This is a genomic window from Streptomyces bicolor, from assembly GCF_000719285.1.
GTDB classification, from domain to species: domain Bacteria; phylum Actinomycetota; class Actinomycetes; order Streptomycetales; family Streptomycetaceae; genus Streptomyces; species Streptomyces bicolor.
This window is the reverse complement of the sequence record NZ_JOFS01000015.1, coordinates 84,364-103,873: the sequence shown is the minus strand read 5'-3', so window position 1 is coordinate 103,873 and position 19,510 is coordinate 84,364. Positions and strand designations below refer to the sequence as shown.

17 protein-coding genes are annotated in these 19,510 nt (G+C 70.5%); 7 read left to right on the top strand and 10 right to left on the bottom strand.

What is annotated here, in order from left to right; genetic code table 11:
• Positions 1-3: 3 nt before the first annotated feature.
• Together IF78_RS0121020 and IF78_RS0121015 are read right to left on the bottom strand one after the other, a co-directional pair.
• Entirely contained in the window at positions 4-1,263 is a 1,260-nt protein-coding gene (locus IF78_RS0121020; RefSeq protein ID WP_031477715.1) for an N-acylneuraminate cytidylyltransferase, read from the bottom strand.
• Between the two features lie 80 nt (positions 1,264-1,343).
• Positions 1,344-2,657 carry a DUF6716 putative glycosyltransferase gene (locus IF78_RS0121015; protein WP_031477713.1) on the bottom strand — a complete coding sequence of 438 codons (1,314 nt, stop codon included), beginning with the start codon at positions 2,655-2,657 and terminating at the stop codon, positions 1,344-1,346.
• Between the two features lie 198 nt (positions 2,658-2,855).
• On the opposite strand from IF78_RS0121015, the gene IF78_RS0121010 reads away from it, so the two are divergent.
• From IF78_RS0121010 to IF78_RS0121000, 3 genes are all read left to right on the top strand, one after another.
• Positions 2,856-3,836: a glycosyltransferase family 2 protein gene (locus tag IF78_RS0121010; protein ID WP_031477711.1), complete on the top strand. Its 981-nt coding sequence runs from the start codon at positions 2,856-2,858 to the stop codon at positions 3,834-3,836.
• Positions 3,836-5,197: a polysialyltransferase family glycosyltransferase gene (locus tag IF78_RS0121005; protein WP_031477710.1), complete on the top strand. Its 1,362-nt coding sequence runs from the start codon at positions 3,836-3,838 to the stop codon at positions 5,195-5,197. The genes IF78_RS0121010 and IF78_RS0121005 overlap by 1 nt, the downstream gene beginning before the upstream one ends.
• 174 nt (positions 5,198-5,371) lie before the next feature.
• Positions 5,372-6,517, top strand: coding sequence for an acyltransferase family protein (locus tag IF78_RS0121000; RefSeq protein WP_031477709.1), 1,146 nt, complete (start codon positions 5,372-5,374; stop codon positions 6,515-6,517).
• Between the two features lie 175 nt (positions 6,518-6,692).
• Here IF78_RS0121000 and IF78_RS0120995 read toward each other — a convergent pair whose 3' ends face one another.
• Together IF78_RS0120995 and IF78_RS0120990 are read right to left on the bottom strand one after the other, a co-directional pair.
• Positions 6,693-8,036 (bottom strand): alpha-2,8-polysialyltransferase family protein, encoded by a 1,344-nt coding sequence (locus tag IF78_RS0120995; protein ID WP_031477708.1) that lies wholly within the window; start codon positions 8,034-8,036, stop codon positions 6,693-6,695.
• On the bottom strand, positions 8,033-9,019 hold the full coding sequence (locus tag IF78_RS0120990) for a glycosyltransferase family 2 protein (protein ID WP_031477707.1): 987 nt from the start codon (positions 9,017-9,019) through the stop codon (positions 8,033-8,035). Before IF78_RS0120990 ends, IF78_RS0120995 begins: the two co-directional genes overlap by 4 nt.
• Before the next feature lie 203 nt (positions 9,020-9,222).
• Here IF78_RS0120990 and IF78_RS0120985 point away from each other — a divergent pair, with 203 nt between their 5' ends.
• The 3 genes from IF78_RS0120985 (at position 9,223) to IF78_RS48500 (ending at position 11,698) form a co-directional block, all read left to right on the top strand.
• Positions 9,223-10,200 (top strand): helix-turn-helix domain-containing protein, encoded by a 978-nt coding sequence (locus tag IF78_RS0120985; RefSeq protein WP_031477705.1) that lies wholly within the window; start codon positions 9,223-9,225, stop codon positions 10,198-10,200.
• 13 nt (positions 10,201-10,213) lie between these two features.
• Positions 10,214-11,128 carry a helix-turn-helix domain-containing protein gene (locus IF78_RS0120980; protein ID WP_051828055.1) on the top strand — a complete coding sequence of 305 codons (915 nt, stop codon included), beginning with the start codon at positions 10,214-10,216 and terminating at the stop codon, positions 11,126-11,128.
• A gap of 87 nt (positions 11,129-11,215) precedes the next feature.
• Complete coding sequence (locus IF78_RS48500; RefSeq protein ID WP_031477703.1) at positions 11,216-11,698, top strand: RICIN domain-containing protein; 483 nt, start codon at positions 11,216-11,218, stop codon at positions 11,696-11,698.
• 90 nt (positions 11,699-11,788) lie between these two features.
• Here IF78_RS48500 and leuE read toward each other — a convergent pair whose 3' ends face one another.
• Together leuE and IF78_RS0120965 are read right to left on the bottom strand one after the other, a co-directional pair.
• A complete protein-coding gene (leuE, locus tag IF78_RS0120970; RefSeq protein WP_031477702.1) occupies positions 11,789-12,439 on the bottom strand; it encodes a leucine efflux protein LeuE in 651 nt (216 codons plus the stop codon).
• A gap of 49 nt (positions 12,440-12,488) precedes the next feature.
• Positions 12,489-14,069, bottom strand: coding sequence for an acyl-CoA mutase large subunit family protein (locus IF78_RS0120965; RefSeq protein WP_031477701.1), 1,581 nt, complete (start codon positions 14,067-14,069; stop codon positions 12,489-12,491).
• A 156-nt stretch (positions 14,070-14,225) separates the two neighbouring features.
• Here IF78_RS0120965 and IF78_RS0120960 point away from each other — a divergent pair, with 156 nt between their 5' ends.
• Positions 14,226-15,056: a L,D-transpeptidase family protein gene (locus IF78_RS0120960; protein ID WP_031477699.1), complete on the top strand. Its 831-nt coding sequence runs from the start codon at positions 14,226-14,228 to the stop codon at positions 15,054-15,056.
• 276 nt (positions 15,057-15,332) lie between these two features.
• Here IF78_RS0120960 and IF78_RS0120955 read toward each other — a convergent pair whose 3' ends face one another.
• The 4 genes from IF78_RS0120955 to IF78_RS0120940 form a co-directional block, all read right to left on the bottom strand.
• Positions 15,333-16,385 (bottom strand): hypothetical protein, encoded by a 1,053-nt coding sequence (locus IF78_RS0120955; protein ID WP_037640892.1) that lies wholly within the window; start codon positions 16,383-16,385, stop codon positions 15,333-15,335.
• Positions 16,385-17,047, bottom strand: coding sequence for an RNA polymerase sigma factor (locus IF78_RS0120950; protein WP_031477696.1), 663 nt, complete (start codon positions 17,045-17,047; stop codon positions 16,385-16,387). Before IF78_RS0120950 ends, IF78_RS0120955 begins: the two co-directional genes overlap by 1 nt.
• 547 nt (positions 17,048-17,594) lie before the next feature.
• Positions 17,595-18,419: a hypothetical protein gene (locus IF78_RS0120945; protein WP_107049982.1), complete on the bottom strand. Its 825-nt coding sequence runs from the start codon at positions 18,417-18,419 to the stop codon at positions 17,595-17,597.
• Positions 18,420-18,690: 271 nt separating this feature from the next.
• Positions 18,691-19,308 carry an RNA polymerase sigma factor gene (locus IF78_RS0120940; RefSeq protein WP_031477692.1) on the bottom strand — a complete coding sequence of 206 codons (618 nt, stop codon included), beginning with the start codon at positions 19,306-19,308 and terminating at the stop codon, positions 18,691-18,693.
• Between the last annotated feature and the right edge of the window lie 202 nt (positions 19,309-19,510).

The following is a 19,510-nucleotide window of genomic DNA, read 5'->3' as shown; positions in this document are numbered from 1 at the left end:
TCCTTACTTGGTGAGGGAATCGAGAGAGGGGCCGAGGATCCAGCTGGCGATCTCTCGGATCGCGCCGTCGCCACCGGAGGTGGCGGTGACCGCGCGGGCGGCGCCGCGTACCACGTCGTGGGCGCTCGCGACCGCCACGGGCCAGCCCACAAGGGCGAAGCACGGGAGGTCGTTGACGTCGTTGCCGACGTAGAGCACGCGCTCAGGCGCGATGCCCTGCTCCTCGCACCACTGCTTGAGTGCGAGGTCCTTCCGGTCGATGCCGTGCAGCACGGGAATCTGCAGCTTCCGTGCGCGGGCGGCGACGACCGGGTTCTGCTCCGTGGACAGGATCAGCATCTTCAGGCCGCTCTTGCGGAGGGCCGCGATACCGAGTCCGTCTCCGCGGTGCACGGAGACGAACTCCTTTCCATCGGCATCGATCAGCACCCGGTCGTCTGTCTGGGTGCCGTCGAAGTCCAGTACGACCGCGTCGATGTCGTCCGTGGTCGGGAGGGCGCCGGGCCGGTCCGCGTCGAACAGCGGCGCCAGCGCGCGGGCGCGGGCCAGGTCGTGCGGATCGTCGATCTCCAGGACCCGGGCGGGGTCGGTGCGCACGAGTTCGGTGCGGCCGAAGAAGCGGTGCTTGTGCTCGCGGAAGCCTCTGGCGTCCATCGCGTACGCGGCGCCGGTCTCCAGGAAGTCCTGGGGGCGGTCCTGGCGGCGCGGGCGGAAGGTCTTGTCGTGGTTGACGCCGTAGCCGCCGGTGGTGGCGGCGCGCTCGGTCTCGGCGGCGGCCGCGTCGTCGTCGCCGTGGCGCCACACGAAGCCGTGGAAGGGCGCGACGGTCAGGGCCGTGTCGGCGCCGTTCGCGACGATCGCCTTGACGACGCCGTCGAGGTCCTCGCGGATGATGAACGGGCTGGTGCACTGCACGAGGAGGACGACGTCCACCGGGGCTCCGTGCAGCGCCTCGTGCGCGTCCATCGCGTGCAGCACGGCCGCCTCGGAAGTGGCGGTGTCACCGGCGATCGCGGCGGGGCGCAGCACGACCTCCGCGCCGGCCTGCCGGGCGGCGGCCGCGATGCCCTGGTCGTCGGTGGAGACGACGACGTCCGTGACGAGTCTCGACGCCCGGCATTCTCGCACCGCGCGCGCCACCAGCGGTACGCCGCCCACGGGCATCAGATTCTTCGCGGGCACGCCCTTGGAGCCGCCGCGCGCGGGGATCACGGCGAGCACCCGGTGGGCTGAAGCGCCTTGGTCTGCTTCCGAGTTGGACATGGGCATTTCTCCTTGGGCTCCTTGCAGGGACTTCCGGGCGCGTCCCGGCGCCCCGGTCCCCGGATCGGTCGTCGGATCGCTCACAGCTCGCCCATCCGCCGGATGACGGGGGCCACGCGCTGCACGCCGTGCCGGTAGGCGCCGCGTGCCGCCCGGCGCACTATCTGGCGGACCGGGCCGGGCTCCTTGTCGTGGGCGGGGGCGCCGGGCAGCGGACTGCCGTCCGGGCCGAGGTGGTGGCGGGCGAGGATGCCGGGCAGATAGCCGGGCGCGGTGGCCGGCGTGTAGTACGGCGTGAGGGCGGGCAGTCCGCCGGGGCGCTCCAGCAGTTTGGCGATGCGCTCGCGGGCCGCGTCGAAGGCGGTGGCGTAGGAGCCGTCGGCGCAGACACCCTGCCGGGACACCCACTCCTCGTCAGGTGTCGGCCGGTGTCCCTCGTCGAGCTGGTCCCAGGAGGCGAGGCAGCCGGAGCCCACGAAGTGGTGGTTGCCGAGCACCTCCCGCACGCCGAGGTCGCTGAGGACGACGGTGGGGATACGGCGGTGCAGCGACTCCAGCGCCGCCGTGGAGCTGATGGTGACCAGCAGGTCGGTGCGGTCGAGGACCTCGCCCATGTTCCCGTACACCAGTTTGAAGTTGGCGGGCGGGTCGAGCCGCTGGACCAGCTTCTGGTACGGCAGCTCCTCGATGTGCGTGGTGTGCTCGCCCGGCTTGGAGCGCAGCTTGAGCAGCACCTCGCGCTCGGGGTGCTTGCGGGCGTGCTGGATCAGGCGGTTCAGCAGGTACGTACGGTCCCTGCGGTTGTCCGGCACGGAGGGCTGGGCGGCGAAGACGACCGTGTACGGGTCGTGCTCGCCGGTGTAGGGGTCCCCGCCGAGGAACGGCAGCGCCACCTCGGTCACCGACGAGGCGTCGGCGCCGACCCCCTCATACACCGCGCGGAATCGCTCGGCGTCCTGACGGGAGTTGGCGAGGACGAGGTCCGCGCCGTGCCGCAGCAGCAGGCCGTCGGCGAGCTTCTCGTAGACGACGCCGACATAGCCGGTGACGACGACGGGGCGCTGCGACTGCCCTTCCCAGACCCGCTTCAGGCCGTGCAGCATGGCCTGCACCCCGCCGCCGACGAGGGACAGGACCAGGACGTCGTACGACTCCTGCGCCATGGTCCGCAGGAACTCGACGGCGGTCACCTCACGGAGGGAGTCGGCATGGACGCCGACTTCCTGGAGCTGACGGGCGGTGGGGGTCGCCCGGCCACGCAGAAGGTAACCGTCCAAACGGATGTCCGAATTCTCCGGAGCGATACGGTTCGCGGTGAGCGCGCCCCATTTCCACCGGGTGTCGGAATCCGCGAGTACGGCAACTCGCCTGGTCTTCTTCGCACTTGCTGGCACGTCGATGACGCTAGGAAGCGATTTCAAGGTTCCGCCCAACCCGAATACAACAAACGGTTAACAGCACATCGCCTAACGACGAATCGGGGTCAGAAGTCGTTGAAAAAAAGCCTGGTTCACTGCATCGCCACGTGTCGTTCACCTGACATCAAGCTCCGGGTAAAGACGGCGGCCGGGCCGCCCCCTAACGTCCTACCCGTGGTCAAGCTCTCCGTCATCGTGCCGTTCTACAACGTGCAGCAATACGCGCCAGACACCCTGAAGAGCCTGCGTGCGAACACACGTGAGGACTTCGAGTTCATCCTCGTCGACGACTGCTCGACGGACGGGACTCCGGACATCCTCGCGCGCGCGGAGCGCGAGCTGCCGGGCGCGGTGGTCGTCAGACACGAGCAGAACGGAGGGCTGGCCACCGCACGGAACACGGGCATCGACAAGGCGCGCGGCGAGTACCTGACGTTCCTGGACGGCGACGACTGGCTGGCACCCGGCTACTTCCCGCAGCTCCTGGCCGCCATCGAGGAGCTGGGCTGCGACTTCGTGCGCACCGACCATGTGCAGTGCACCGGGCGGGCGCGCAGCATCCACCGGGTCCCGCACGGCCGGCGCTGGACGGTGATGAACCCGCGCGAGGCGATCCTGCCCGCCGACCGGTCGACGTCCGTGGACTACGCCTACGCGTGGGCGGGCATCTACCACCGCCGTCTGGTCGACCGCGGGATCCTGCACTTCACCCACGGGCTGCGCACCGCCGAGGACCGGCCGTGGATCTGGAAGCTGCACCGGGAGGCGGAATCCTTCGCCGCGGTGGGGCTGCTCGGTGTCTACTACCGGCGCGGCGTGGCGTCCTCTCTCACCCAGATCGGTGATGTTCGGCAGCTGGATTTCATTCGCGCGTTCGACCAGGTAATCGAGGAAACGGCGGCTGACCCGGAGGCCGATAAGCTGCTGCCGAAAGCCGTGCGCACTTATTGCGCGATCATGGCTCATCATCTCGGACAAATCGAGAGGTTCGAACCCGCCGTGGCTCGAAAACTGCGCTCGCTGAGCGCCGCCGCCCTGAAAAGAATGCCGCAGGACGTGCTCGCGGAGGTAATGGACTCGATGGACGCGCAGCGAGCGGCCCGGCTGCGGCGGGTGCGCCGCAGGGCGGTCGGGTCCCGGACGGTGGCCGCCTGATGCCTCGCACCACCCAGATCTTCTGCGCCTCGACGCTGTACGGCGCCGCAACCCTGGCCGCCGCCCTGGACGCCGGGCTGTTCGAACCGGCCGACCGCCGGCTGCTGCTGGTCACCAACAACGCGACCAATCCGGAGATCACCCCGTCCGTCGACGCGATGCCGGGCTTCGACCGGCTGCGCGAGCGCTTCGACGAGGTGCGGTCCTGGAACGAGACCATCTCCCCGTTCCACCCGAGCGGCTGGTCGCCCCGCGAGAACGACATCCCCATGTGGGAGCGGTACGTACGGCTGCTGTGGAACCTCGGCGACGACGAGATCCAGCTGGTCGTCGAGTCCGTGCAGGTCAACCCGGCCCTCGCGCTGTGCCAGCTGTTCACCGGCGCTCCCGTCGACGTCTACGCCGACGGCCTCATAAGCTATGGCCCCACACGCGACAAGATCGACCCGCTGGTCGGCACCCGGATCGGCCGCCTGCTGCACCTCGATCTCGTCCCGGGCCTCACCCCGCTGCTGCTCACCGAGTTCGGCGTGCCGTCCGAACTGGTGCCGTCCGAGGCGTTCCTGAAGGTGCTCGGTGAACTCACCGAGGCGGAGGCCGAGTTGCCCGCGGTTTCGGCGGACGGCGACCGCCCGGCACTGCTGCTCGGCCAGTACCTCTCCGCGCTCGGCATCCTCACCGACGCCGAGGAGGAGGACCTGCACCTCAAGATGGTGCGCGGCGCCGTCGCGCTCGGTCATCGCAGCCTCGTGTTCAAGCCGCACCCCGTCGCACCGGCCCGCTGGACGAAGCTCCTGGAGGACGAGGCGACCGAACTGGGCGCCGAACTCACCCTCCTCGACCGGCCCGTACTCGCCGAGGTCGCCTTCCAGCGGCTGCGGCCCGCCCTCGTCGTCGGCTGCTTCTCGACCGGGCTGTTGACCGCCGCCGGACTGTACGGCCTCCCGGTCGCGCGGGTCGGCACCGACACCGTGCTGGCCCACCTCACGCCGTACCAGAACAGCAACCGCGTGCCGCTCACCATCGTCGACGCGCTGCTGCCGGACATCGCGGACGCCGCCGCGGTGAACGCCTGGGCGATGCCCCCGCGCGAGCGGGTGGACGACCTGGCCGCGCTACTGGGCGCGGTCGGCTTCGCGATGCAGCCCAAGATCTACCCGGGGCTGCGCGGTGCGGCCGAGGCGTACCTCTCCAAGCACCTGAACCCGCACACCTGGCGCTACTTCAAGCGCAAGCGCCTGACCTCGCTGGCCCTGCCCGGCGCCGTACCCGCCCAGCTCTCCTTCATCCCGCGGAACGCGACCGTGCGCCGACTGGCGCGCCGGGCGCGGGCGCTGAAGCAGGTCGCCGGCCGAAAGTAACCAGAAACAAGGGGTGGTTGTTCATCCGTGTGACACCTTTGCGCTCCCTGAGCGTCAGCCGTCACTCACCTTTCCCCCGTCCGAGGGACATAGCGTTCGGTCATCGTATGAAATGGCAACAGCCGTCACGTACGACTGAACGCACCTCGAGACTTCCAGGAGAAGGGCCCCAGGATGAGCACGGCTGACCAGGCGACGGTGCCGCCGGCACCACCGGCACCCCGGCTGAACCAGGTCCTGGTCGAGCGGCCTCCCGTACGGCCCCGCAGAGAGAGCCGGCTGCGCGCCCTGGACGGGCTGCGGCTGCTGGCGGCCCTGATGGTGTGCATGTACCACTTCACCGGCAAGAACGGCGAGGTCGAAGCCTCCTGGCACCAGTCCCCCGGGACCATGTTCCCGACGCTGTCGCAGCTGTCCACCTACGGCAGCCTGGGCGTGCAGTTCTTCTTCGTCATCAGCGGGTTCGTGATCTGCATGAGCAGTTGGGGCCGCAGCCTCGGTGACTTCTTCCGCTCCCGGATCTCCCGCCTCTACCCGGCGTACTGGGTGGCCATCGTCATGGTCACCGGGGCCGCGGTGCTGCTGCCGGTGGTCGTCTCACCCGTCCGGCCGGACGAGCTCCTGGTCAACCTCACGATGATGCAGCAGCCGCTGGGCGTGCCGCGGGTCCTGGGTGTGTGCTGGACGCTCTGGGTGGAGCTGAAGTTCTACGTCCTCTTCGCGTTGTTCGTGATCTGGAAGGGCGTCACCTACAAGCGCGTTGTCACCTTCTGCATCCTGTGGACGCTGGCCAGCGCCTTCGCCCGGGTCGCCGACAACCCGCTGACCGACGAGCTGGTGATGCGCGACCACGCCCCGTTCTTCATCGGCGGCCTCGCGCTGTACCTGATCCACCGCTTCGGCAGCGACCTGCTGCTGTGGGGGATCGTCGGCATGTCCTTCCTGCTGGGCCAGCGCTACTCGGTCATGGCGCTGTGGCACCCGGGCGCGCAGGGCGACTTCCACCGCTCCCCGTACGTCATCCAGGCCATCGTCTTCTGCGCCTTCGCCGCCGTCGCGGTGGTGGCGCTGGGCTGGACCAGCTGGGCCAACTGGCGCTGGCTGACGGTCGCGGGGGCGCTGACGTACCCCTTCTATCTGATCCACGAGCACCTGGGCTGGTTCTTCATCCGGGTGCTGCACCGGGGGCTCGGGCTGGGTTCGTACACGACCCTCGCGCTGTCCGTGCTGAGCCTGCTGGGGCTGGCGTATCTGATGCACCGGTTCGTGGAGAAGCCGTTCGGGCCGAAGCTGAAGCGGGCGTTGCCGGCGGTGCGGTAGCGCTCCGCTGGGAGGGCCGTAATACGACTGCGGTCCGGTGGGGGCTGGTCGCGCCCACGCGGCGGAAGCCGCACATTCAATACAGCCCCGCGCCCCTTGGCGGCATCTGCCGCAACGCGTTTGGCGCGTCCCCCCGGTCGGGGAGACGCGCCAAACGCGTTTTCTGAACCGGCCGTTACTTCCGCGTCGTCTGCCGCAGCTGCCGTACCGCCTTGCGGACCGCCGGGTGCCTGCGGAGGGCCTCCGCGCGGACCGGGCTGCCGCCGGGGAGGCGGAGGCTGGTGAGGCGGCGGCGCTTGAAGTAGCCCTGGTACTGGGTCAGGTTGGCGGCAAGCCAGGCGGTGACCTCGTCGCGCAGGGCGTGGTGCTTGCGGGACTGCATGCAGTAGCCGACGCTGCGCACCAGCGGAGCCAGGTCCTCGGCCATGCCGGCGAGTTCGAGCGGCGAGCCGAGCTCGGCGTTCTCCGCGTCGGGCAGGGCCGCGTCGATGATGGTCAGCGGGATGCGGTTGCTGTTCTCGTACGGGGTGATGCGTTCGAGGAGCAGGTCCGTGCCGACGCGGGCGACCGGGATGCCGTAGAAGGCGGCGGCGGTCATCAGGGCCGTCGAGAAGCAGCCGATGACGAGCTTCGGCTCGAGGAAGGCGAAGACGGTCTCGGCGAGGACGGGCTCGTTCAGCACCGTGAGCCGCACGTCGAGTTCCTTGGCCACCGCCTCCAGGGACTCGTTGAAGACGGCCGGTGCGCTGGGGTGCGGCTTGAACAGGACATCCCGGTGGCCGGCCCTGGCGGCCGCGCGCAGGAAGCGGATGTGGAGCTGCTCCTCCTCGTCCTGGGTGATCAGGTCGATGGCCGAGAGGTACTGGCCGAGGAGGACGGCGGTGGGCGGATTGTCGGCGGGGAGGCGCTCGGCGAGGATGCCCGCGCCGGACTCGCCGATCTGCGCGAGGACGTCGACGATCGCGTCGTTCGGCACGGCCTCGGGCGTCACGCCGTACTCGGACAGGAGCATGGGCTCGAGGCCCGGCACCAGGTCCAGGTGGAGGACGCGCTTGATACGGCTGCTCATGCCGTGCGGGATGCGGTTGCGGGTGGGGCCGTAGCTCATCAGGCCGTCCGCGTACACATGGATCGGGCTGTCCGCGAAGATGTCCGCGACCGCACGGGAGGGGTTGGCCTGGATCGACTCGCAGGCGATCTCGACGGGCTCGTCGCCCAGGTTCCAGGCGAGGCGTACGGCCCTCTCCCACAGCAGGGTGTCCTGACCCCGGGGCGACCAGCCGGCCGGGTGGTGCGGGGAGATGAACTCGTTCCAGGAGCGCACCTCGTCGAACTCGGGGCGCAGCTTCTCGAAGCCGGCCATCCGGTCCAGCGGGGTGCCGACCTCGGGGATGGCGGCGGTGTTGCTGACGACGAGGATGCGGCGGACGCCCTCGCGGGGGCCGAACTGGCCGGCGCGTATGGCGGCGGTGACGGTCGCGGCCGCGTACTGCGTGGCCGAGAAGAAGATCTGGATCATGCCGCCACTCCCTTCATGCCGCCCCGTATCCGGCGCAGCATGTACACGCGCTCCTCGCCCATCCCGACGAGAGCCTCTTCCAGCTCCTCCTCCGACATCCTGCCCAGTGCCTCGGCGGCCATCTGCTTCAGTTTGGCGGCGATGCTGCGTTCGAACCGGCCGCGGCTGAGCAGTTGGTGGGCGATGACGACGCAGTAGTTGCGCAGCGCCTTCTTGCGCAGCTTGCCGACCTCGGGGTCCTCGGCCAGTTCGGCGAGGACGAGGTCGAAGGAGCGGAAGAAGTCCAGCTGGCGGACGTCGCCGATCTGGGTCAGCGAACTGGCCACGCCCCGGCGGTAGAAGACGCCGCGCAGACTGGCGACGGCGTAGGAGTCGGCCCTGCGGTGCAGGTCCCAGATCCAGGGGCGGTCCTCGGCGGTCTTGAGTCCGTCGTGGAAGCGCAGCATGCCCTTGTCGAGGAGGCGGCGGTGGTAGACGCCGGCCCAGGCGTACGGGTAGTCGACCATGGTCGTGTCGTCGACCGGGAGGATCGAGGTGCGCGGGTCCAGGGCGATGTGGCGGCGGCCTTCGGGCGCCCGGTGCACGGTCCGTTCGATGCCCGTCACCTGGACGTGGTCGGTGCGTACGAAATCGACGTCGAACCGCTCGATGGCGTCCACCAGATCCGCGAGATAGCCCGGCGCCAGCCAGTCGTCGCCGTCGAGGAAGGTGAGGTAGCGGCCTTCCGAGGCGTCGATCCCGGTGTTGCGCGCGGTGGCCAGTCCGCCGTTCTGCTCGTGCCGTATCACCCGGCTGTTCTTGAGTCTCTTCGTCAGCGTCAGCAGCGCTTCGTACGTCTTGTCCTTGGTGGACCGGTCCTCGACGAAGATGAACTCGAAGTCGTCCCGTTCGTTGTTGACCAGGCTGGTCACGGTCTCGGGGACATACGACTCGATGTTGTAGCAGGGGACGATCACGGACAGTGTCGGGGGGCGGTTGGTCACGCGTACACCTGGGCTCTCTCCGGGGGGATCCCTGCGACCGTAGGAGATGTTCGACGCCGGATCTCAACTCCCTGCCAACTACCAGGTGAACGAAAGGTAACCGGACGGCGCCCCCTTTCCCGCGTCCATCCGGTGGCCACCGACAGCGCTTATCATCCCCGCTCGGGTGTTCGATACGACTCGACAGAACCCGGGGGGAATGTGTGCATACGACCGTTTTCCACAGCGCGGACCTGCCGCAGACCGAGCGACTGGCCCGCTTCGACGACTTCCTGCTCCACAGCGACCATCCGATGCGGCTCACGGAAACCGACCCGGAACCCTTCCAGGCCACGGCCCGGGCATTCGACCTCGGCCCGGTGAACATCGTGGAGCTGACCTGCTCGCCGTCCCTCGTGCGGCGCACCCCGGCGACGATCCGGCAGGCGGACCCGGAACTGTGCTCGATCGTGTTCCCACGGCGCGGGGCGCTGGTCGTGACCCAGGCCGGGCGCGAGGCCCTGCTCGGCGAACGTGATCTCGCCCTCTACGACAGCTCGCGACCGTTCAGCGTACGACTGGCCGGCCCGGGCCCGGTCACGCTGGTGCGCGCGCACGTGCCCCGCGCCCTGCTGCCGCTGTCCGCCCGCCGTACCGACCGGCTGCTCGGGACCCGCTTGCCCGGCCAGGAGGGCGTGGCCGCACTGCTCACCCACTTCCTCGGCGACCTGGCCGCCGACCGGGTCCCCCGCCCGACCGCCGACATCGAACGGCTGAGCACGGTGACCCTGGACCTGCTGGCCGCCACGCTCGCCCACCACCTGGACACCGGCCCCCGGCTGCCGGACGAGTCCCGTCGAAGAACCCTGCTGCTGAGCGTCGAGTCGTTCGTCCAGGAGCACCTGTGCGACCCGGGCCTCTCACCCCGGGACATCGCCGCCGCCCACCACATCTCCGTCAGCTATCTGCACCGCCTCTTCCGGAGCCGGGACACCACCGTCACCGAGCTGATCCGCCGCCGGCGCCTGGAGCGGGCCCGGCGTGCGCTCACCGACCCCGGGCTGCGGGACGTGCCGGTGCACCGCATCGCGGCCGACTGCGGATTCCGCGAGCACGCGGCCTTCACGCGCGCCTTCCACGCGGCATACGGCATGCCGCCACGGGACTGGCGCCGCCAGGCCCTCCGGGCGCCTCGTGGTTGAGGGCCGGGACGCCATGGGGGGACTCGCCCGGGGGTACGGCCATCCCGGCCTCTCCATCCGGCAACACGTACGGCTCGTCGAGTTCGGCGCGGCATCGGTGTGGTCCGTGACCTGCCCGCCGCTGTTCGCACGGGCCCTCGCGCCGGTCCGACGGTCGGCCGATCGCCAATTCCACCTGGTCCTGCTCCTGGAGGGCGAGGCGGCGATCGTCCACCACGGGCGCGAAACGCCCCTGAGCGCGGGCGACTTCTCCTTCGACGACCACTTACGGCCGCTGCAGCTGCGCGCGGGCCCGATCCGGGCCGTCGGCGTCGCCATCCCCGAGGCACTGCTTCCCCTGCCGCCGGAAGAGGCCGACCGGATGCTGGGACGCCGTCTCCCCGGCCGTGCGGGCGCGGGTGCCCTCCTGGCCCGGCTGCTCACCCAGCTGACGGAGGACACCGGCACGTTCCGGCCCTCTGACGGACCGCGCCTGGGAACGGTCCTGGGCACCATGGTGGCGGCCCTGTTGACCCACTCCCCCGCCCCCGACGACGGGGGTGACGACGGGGGTTGCGCCCCACCGGAGACACCGAGCCGGACGCTGACCCCACGCATCAGGGCGTTCATCCAACGTCGGCTGTCCGACCCGGAGTTGACCCCGCGGGCCGTCGCCGCCGCGCACGGCATCTCCCTCAGCTATCTGCACCGCCTCTTCGAGGACGAGAGCGAGACCGTCGCCGCGTACATCCGCCGCCGGCGGCTCGAGCGCGCCCGCTTCGACCTCGCCGATCCCGCAGAGGCGGCCACGCCGGTTCATGCCATCGCCGCGCGCTGGGGCTTCGCCCGCGCCGGCGACTTCGCCCGGGCCTTCCGGGCGACGTACGGCATCGCGCCGACCGACTTCCGGCGGCACGCCCGTGTCCCGAGTGGACGGATTGCCACATGAGTGTGCTCTGAGCGCCAACGTCTCAACTGCCCCGGCCAGCAATGCTGTTGCTCGGTTCACTTCCCGCTCTTGAGAGAAGGGTTTTTGATGAGGAAGCTGCGACTTGCCGCCGTCACCGCGATCGGCACGCTGGCTGTGGGCGCCGGGATGATCTTCCCGTCGTCGGCGCAGGCGGCGCCCACGTACTGGCAGTTCCAGAATGAGCGGTTCGGCACCTGTCTGACCGGCGGAGCCGGGTCGGCATTCGCGACGATCTGCAACGGAAGCGACCGCCAGGACTGGGACTGGGTCGGCAGCAACGCCTGGAAGCAACTCAAGAACCGGGAGACCGGTCTCTGCCTGATGACCGACAACAAGACGGACGTCAATGCCGTCTGGACGAGCAGCTGCAACAGCTCCGAGTCGGGCCAGATGTTCTACTACACGGCCGACCTCAAGAGGCTCCAGGGCCTGCTGGGCGGCGGGAACGAGTCACTCCTGAGGACGAGCGACGTCAGGGACGCCGTCTACGCCACGGACAGTGGCCAGGTTGCCGCCTCCTACTACCGGTGGACCGGCACCCACAACTGATCCACGGACCTCCTCAGCGAAGATCTCCGCGCCCGCCTGAGCCGACAAGGGAAAGTCGGCCATCAGGCGGGCGCGTTCGTCGGCCTCCAGTCACGCACTGGCGAAGGACAACTTCGCCGCGAATCCGAGGAACAGCGCCCCCGCCGCCGAAGTCGCCCCCGCCGACAACCGCCTACGACGGCGGAAGGCACTCGCCAGCCGCGTCCCGCTGAATATCAGCGCACTGAGGTACAGGAAGCTCGCGAGCTGCGCGAACGCCCCTAGGACGACGAACGACAGCGCCGGGTAGGCGTATCCGGGGTCGACGAACTGCACGAAGAAGGCGACGAAGAACAGGATCGCCTTGGGGTTGAAGAGACTGATGACCAGCGCACGGCGGTACGGCCGCTCGGCCGGCCCGGTGTCCGCGGCCTCCTCACGCGCGGCCGTCTCCCGCCGGGTCCGCCACATCCCCCAGGCCGCCCGCAGCATCCCGATCGCCAGCCACGTCAGATACCCGGCCCCGGCGTACTTCACGATCCCGAACAGCACGGCGTTGGCCTGCAACAGGGACGCCACCCCGGCCGCCGACAGCGTCATCAGCACGGTGTCCCCGCACCAGACCCCGGCCGCCGCGGTGTACCCGGCACGCACACCGCGCCGGGCTGCGACGGACAGGACGTACAGGGAGTTGGGGCCGGGAAGCAGGACGATCAGGACGAGTCCTGCCAAGTAGGTGGGAAGGTCGATGACGCCGAACATGAAAAGGAGTGTCGCACGCGAGTACGGCAATCCCTCCTGGCAGTACCGGTCAGAAGGCGTCCGAGGGCACGTACCTCCCCCACACCTCCCGCAGGGCGCCGCACACCTCGCCGACCGTGGCGCGGGCCCGCAGCGCGTCCTTCATCGGGTACAGGACGTTGTCCTCCCCCTCGGCCGCCTTCTTCAGGGCGGCCAGGGCGGCGTCCACCGCCGACTGATCGCGCCCGGCGCGGAGCTCGGCCAGCCGCTGCGCCTGCTGGGCCTCGATCGCCGGGTCCACCCGCAACGGCTCGTACGGCTCCTCCTCGTCCAGCTGGAAGCGGTTGACGCCGACGACGACCCGTTCGCCGGAGTCGGTCTCCTGGGCGATCCGGTAGGCGCTGCGCTCGATCTCGTTCTTCTGGAAGCCGTGCTCGATGGCCGCCACCGCGCCGCCCAGGTCCTCGACCCGCTGCATCAGCCCGACGGCCGCCGCCTCGACGCCGTCGGTCATCTTCTCGATGACGTAGGAGCCGGCGAAGGGGTCCACGGTCGCGGTCACGTCCGTCTCGTACGCCAGCACCTGCTGGGTGCGCAACGCCAGCCGCGCGCTCTTGTCCGTCGGCAGGGCGATGGCCTCGTCGAAGGAGTTGGTGTGCAGGGACTGCGTGCCGCCGAGCACGGCCGCGAGGCCCTGCACCGCGACCCGGACCAGGTTGACCTCCGGCTGCTGGGCCGTCAGCTGCACGCCGGCCGTCTGGGTGTGGAAGCGCAGCATCAGGGACTTGGGGTTCCTCGCGCCGAACTCGTCCCGCATCACCCGGGCCCAGATCCTGCGCGCCGCGCGGAACTTGGCGACCTCCTCCAGGATCGTCGTACGGGCCACGAAGAAGAAGGACAGGCGGGGCGCGAAGTCGTCGACGTCCATGCCCGCGGCCACCGCCGTACGGACGTACTCGATGCCGTCCGCGAGCGTGAAGGCGATCTCCTGCGCGGGGCTCGCGCCCGCCTCGGCCATGTGGTAGCCGGAGATCGAGATCGTGTTCCACTTCGGGATCTCGGCCCTGCAGTACTTGAAGATGTCCGCGATCAGCCGGAGGGACGGCTTCGGCGGGAAGATGTACGTCCCGCGCGCGATGTACTCCTTCAGCACGTCGTTCTGGATCGTGCCGGTGAGCTGGTCGGCGCTGACGCCCTGCTCCTCCGCGACCAGCTGGTACAGGAGCAGCAGCAGGGCCGCGGGCGCGTTGATCGTCATCGACGTCGACACCTTGTCCAGCGGGATCCCGCCGAACAGCACCCGCATGTCGTCGATCGAGTCGATGGCCACGCCCACCTTGCCGACCTCGCCGTGCGCGATCGGCGCGTCGGAGTCGTGGCCCATCTGGGTGGGCAGGTCGAAGGCGACCGACAGGCCCGTCGTGCCGTGCGCGATCAGATCGCGGTAGCGGGCGTTGGACTCCTTCGCCGTGCCGAAACCGGCGTACTGACGCATCGTCCAGGGGCGGCCGGTGTACATGGTGGGGTAGACGCCGCGGGTGAAAGGGTACGAGCCGGGCTCGCCCAGCTTCTCGGAGGCGTCCCAGCCGTCCAGTGCGTCCGGCCCGTAGACCGGCTCGATGGGCAGTCCGGACTCCGACTCACGCGCCATGGTGTGCCTCCCACATTGCCGTCGTAACCGCTCAGTCCAACCATGCCGTCTGGTTCGCAACCGGTCACGCGCGGGGAAGATCTCAGGTGACACCAGGGTGGGCGGCCGGGGGTGGCCGCGGTGAGACGGCGGGGGTCGGGGATGCGTATCAGGGGCATGAGGAGATCGACCGCGGTACTCGCCTCGGGTGCCGTGCTCACGGTGCTGTGCGGCTGCACCGTCCAGGCCTCGGGCGAGGAGCAGCGCTCGCCGGTGCGCATAGAGCTGCCGAGCGAAACGCCGTCCCCGAAGTCCGACCCGTCCGGCCCGTCCGACGACAAGCCGAGCTCCAGGCCGCCCACGCCCGCGGCACCACCCGCCGTGCTGTGGTCGCGGGGCGACACGGGCCGTGACGTACGTGAGCTGCAGGCCCGGCTGCGGCAGATCGCCTGGCTCTTCGACGGGCCGACGGGGACCTACGACGACCTCACCGAGCAGGCGGTCCGGGGCTTCCAGGGCAAGCGCGGGCTGCCGAAGACGGGGAAGACCGATGAGGTCACCTGGCAGCGACTGCTGAGGATGACGCGCGAGCCCGGCAAGTGGGACCTGTACCTGATGGGCGGGCAGCCGGCCGATCCGCCGGACGCGCGGTGCCTGACCGGTCGGGTGCTGTGCGTCAGCAAGTCGAGCCGGACGCTGCGCTGGATGATCGACGGGCGGTCGGTCCTGACGGTGCCGGTGCGGTTCGGGTCGCAGTACACACCGACGCGGGAAGGTGTGTTCAGCGTCTACTGGAAGTCGCGGCACCACGTGTCGACGCTCTACGACTCGCCGATGCCGTACGCGATGTTCTTCAGCGGCGGCCAGGCGGTGCACTACTCGTCCGACTTCGCGGCCACGGGTTACGCGGGAGCGTCGCACGGTTGCGTCAACGTGGCGGACGAGCGGGCGATCGCGGAGATGTTCGCCCAGGTGGAGACCGGCGACAAGGTCGTCGTCCACTGGTGAGGCGCGGGGCGCCGAAGCTGTGGGGCGCGGGCGGGACCGGGGGAACGTGTCCCGCCCGCGCCAATGCACGAGCCGCAGGTACGGGGGGAACCCCGGCTCTGTGCGACGGCCGATGACCAGTCGGCTCACTCAGTTCAGCGCCACGACGGCCGAAAACGTCACTGCTTTCGCCAAGAATTTCTCCGGGATTTTTCCTGGGCCACAAAACCGCAGGTCAGCGACGTGTGACTGGCGTGACGGGCCTCGGCTGCGGGTCACGACGAGGCGTGGGTCCGCTCAGAGCGTGCTGTACGACGGGCTCGGCAGCAGGGGCGTGGGCAGTCGGGCGCCGTCCGGCAGGAGGTCGGGCACGGTGGGCGGGGCCGCCGCGGCGCCGTCCGTGCGGTGGCCGTTGCCGCGGCCCTTGCCGGGCGAGCGGTACTCGTCGTCCTTGCCCTTGCCGTCGTCGTCCTTGCCCTTGTCGTCGCCCTTGCCCTCGTCGTGACCGTCGTCACCCCGGGGCTCGTCACCCTGCGCACGCGTGCTCTCGCCGGCGCCGGTCAGCACGGTCTTGCAGTAGTTCCACACGTAGGCGGAACTGCCCGCCGCGCTCTCGAGGGCACGGCGGCGGTCGCGGGGCAGCGCCTTGCCGTCGCGCATGTCGCGGCAGGACTTGACGGCGTTCCACCAGCCGCCGGTCGGCCGGTCCTGCTCCGCGCCGGGTGTACCGCGGTCCGCGGCGGGGCCACCCGGACCGGTGTCCTGGGAGGTGCCGGGTCCGGTCGGGAGCTTCGACGCGCCGTCGGGGGTGGGTTCGTCCTGCGCGCCGATCTCCGGCGAGGGCGAGACGAAGGGACGGTCCGGTGGCACAGCCGCCGAGACCGTGGCGGCGGGGCGGCCAGGCTCGTCCTCGCCACCGAACGGCGTCCGCAGCACTCCGGTTCCGGCCGCGACCGCGACCCCGCCGACCATGCCCACGGCCAGCGCCGCGGCGAGGCCGAGCCGCAGGGGGCGGCCCCAGCGGGGGCGACGGGCGGCGCGCCCGGAGACGGCGCCGATCCGGACCAGCCCGACGTCGGAGGCCTGGTCGGCCCCGGAGCCGGCGCCCTCGCCGACCGTCGCGGAAGGCTCGTCCCGGTTCGCGCGCGCCGTCCGGAACGCCGCCAGCGCGGCGGCCTCTCCGGGGAGTTCCGCGCTGCTCAGCGGGGGTTCGGCGGTCAGCGCCTCAAGCGTCTTGGCGAGCTGTTCGGCCTGGTCGCGATGGTCCGCGTCGACAGCTTCGAGTGACTCTCCGCGCAGCAATCGCTCCGCCGTTTCGCGGTCCAGCCACCTGTACTGCTCGTCGGCCATCACACATCCTTCTGCGTCCGCGTGACGCTTTGCGTCACACTCGCAGACGTCACCGCACGGTCGCGGGTTCCTCGCTGGGGAGGCAGGGCGTCGAGCACCCCGGCCGATTCCGGATCGTCGCCGAGCAGCTCGGCCAGCCGCTTCAGGCCCCGGTGCGCGGCGGTCCGTACGGCACCCGGCCGCTTGCCGAGCGTCTCGGCGGCCGTCTTGGCGTCGAGCCCCACGACCACGCGCAGGACGACCGCCTCGGCCTGGTCCTGCGGGAGCCGTGCGATGAGGGAGAGGGTGCCGTCGGTGGCCAGCGCCTCCATGGCCTCGCCCGCGGTGTCGGACTCGGCGGCCCTCCCGGTGAGCTCCGTCTCGTCGCCGCCGATCGCGGGGCGGCGGCCGCGCATGCGTATGTGGTCGAGCGCGCGATTGCGGGCTATCCGGGCGGCCCAGCCGCGGAAACGGTCCGCGTCCCCGCTGAATCGCTCCAGGTCACGGGCTATCTGCAGCCATGCCTCCGACGCGACGTCCTCGGCGTCGGGGTCCCCGACCAGCGTCCGTACGTACCCGAGCAGCCGCGGGTGCACCGAGCGGTACACAGTCCGGAACGCGGTCTCGTCCCCGTCCTGTGCCGCAAGCACCGCGGCGGTCAGCTCCGCGTCGTCCCCCAGCACCTGCTGCGCGCCCTTCTGCGCCTAAACCGGCGCCGCTCTCGCGGACCGGGTTCTCGCCGTCGTGGTTGCTCGATCGATGGTTGCGGTTTTTCAAGACCGCAGGTCTTGCGGTGGTCTCGTCTCCTCCGCTGTCGGCGCGAATGGCACGTTACGGCCTGAAACCGCTGCTCGTCCATGTCCGTACAACATGCAACTACCTGGGAACCCTCGTTCCGTCCGTCCAGGTGTGACAGAAAACGCAGTCTCGGCGCTGTAGAGAGTACGGGCCGCCGCGCGGCCCGCACCGCGCGACGGCCGGGGCCTCTCCTGTGGGGGGTGGCGGCCCCGGTCGTCCCGCGAATTGCCACTCGGCCCCCTCCTCTCGCCCCTGCCGCACTGAGCCATCCTGTAGCCCGCCAGTGTTGGATGTGGGCCGAGCTGAAGGGGTGGTCAGCCACTGTGGCGGAACCGACACCGGCCGAGCAGGCCAAAGATGGGACGGCGACTTACCTGCCCCGTCCCGCCACGTAGCCGACGCCACCGCCTCGGCCGGGATTGGCTCGCCGGGTCACTTCTTCTTCTCGTTCTCGGCGCTGTCGCCGGACCCGCTCTTGGCCGACCCACTCGTGCCCGTTCCGCCCGTGCCCGCTCCGCCGGTGCCCGATCTCCCCGTCCCGGACTCGCTCGCACCGGACCCGTTCGTGCCCCTCCGGTCCTGACCGTTGTCCGCCGCACCGCTCGGGTCGGCCTTCCTGCCCGGCGCATCCGTCGCCGCCGCCAGCTGCTCGGCGCAGTAGGCGGCCACCTTGTCCGCGCCGCCCGCCTCCGTGACCAGCCGCTGCCAGGCCGTCGAGCCCAGCGCGTTGCCGCGGCCGTCGACCTGCTCGTAGGCGCGGCACTTGGCCTCGGTGTCCTGTGCGGTGGTCGGGTGGCCGGGCTTCCCGGAGGCGGTGCCGGACTCGGCGGGGGACGTGGCGGCGGGCCAATCGGAGGCGCCGGCCGTCGGAGTGGACCTGACCTGGTCGTCGGAGGAGGCGTCCGGCGCGTCCGACGAGCCGATCGCCGCGAACGCCACGCCGCCGAGCGTGAGGCTCGCTGCGAACAGAGAGAGCGCCGTCTTCACCGAGCGGCCCAGTCGCCGTTGCTCGCGGGGCCGCCAGTCGTCCCGGCGCCGGGTGCGCGCCCGGTGGGCCCCGGCGTCCCGGGCGGCCCGGAACGCGGCCACGGCACGCTGCTCGGCCTCGTTGTCCAGGGGTTGCCCGCGCAGCACGGCGGCGGAGAGCAGCGCCTCGAGCGCGGCGTCGTCGAGCACCACGGCCGGGCCGGACGCGTGGCCGAAGACGGGGCCGGACGCGTGGTCGGCCAAGTGACCGGCCCCGTTGCCATGGGCCATGCCCTCAGGGTGCACGCGCCGACGGCCGGGGGACCCACCGCCGCTCTGCTGTTCACCCATGTCCGTTTTTCCGTTCCTGTCCGACCTGATGTTTATGGGGCCGACGTACTGCACGTGTCATACGTGATCTACGTAACCTGTGTGACGGCTGTGACTCACAACCTCGTAGAGCCTGTACGTTGCCCACGCCCCGTACGACTCACCGCACACGCCGCCTCGCCTCAACGAGGCGCCGATGTGACGCCTTGGTCACCGCCGTCGCCCGCACTGTTCATTTCGATTCCCCCAGCGTCCGGGGGCCGTCTTCCGTCACACCTGCGACGCCCAACTGCTTGGCCAGCCGCTTCAGTCCCCGGTACGCGGCCGTTCGAACGGCGCCCGGGCGCTTGCCGAGGACCCGTCCCGCGGCGGGGGCGTCCAGGCCGACGACGACCCGCAGCAGGACGGCCTCGGCCTGGTCCCTCGGCAGCCCACGGACCAGCTCGAGGGCCTGCTCCGTGGAGATCGACTCCAGGGCCTGGTCATGCGTGCTGTTCGGCCCGGGTAGGTCCAGTACGTCCTGTTCCAGCACCGACGACCGGGGCCGTACCTTCTGCCGACGCAGATGGTCCAGCGCCCGGTGCCGGGCGATGGTCGCGCTCCAGCCCCGGAACCCGGCTCCGTCGCCCTTGAACCGGCCGAGGTCCCGGGCGATCTCCAGCCAGGCGTCGGACGCCACGTCCTCCGCGTCGTCCCCGACCAACCCCCGCAGGTATCCGAGCAGTTGCGGCTGGACCAGCCGGTACGCGATCGCGAAGGCGGCCTCGTCACCTTCCTGGGCCCGCGCGACGGCCGCGCCCAACTCCTCGTCGTACGCGTGCACGCGGCGGGGTTCCGCTCCGTGGCCCAAGAACTGTCCTCGTCCGTACCGGTCGTGACGAATCCGCACCTGCGGCACGCCCACCCTTGCCGACGTTCCTCCACGCTCAACAGCGCCAGAGCCCACAGAAGTGTCACAGGAGGCGTACGCCACCCTCCGCCCGTCCGGCACCACGCGGCAGCGGAAAGCGCATGCACCGAGGCCGCCTACAACCATTGCGGCCGCACGGGAG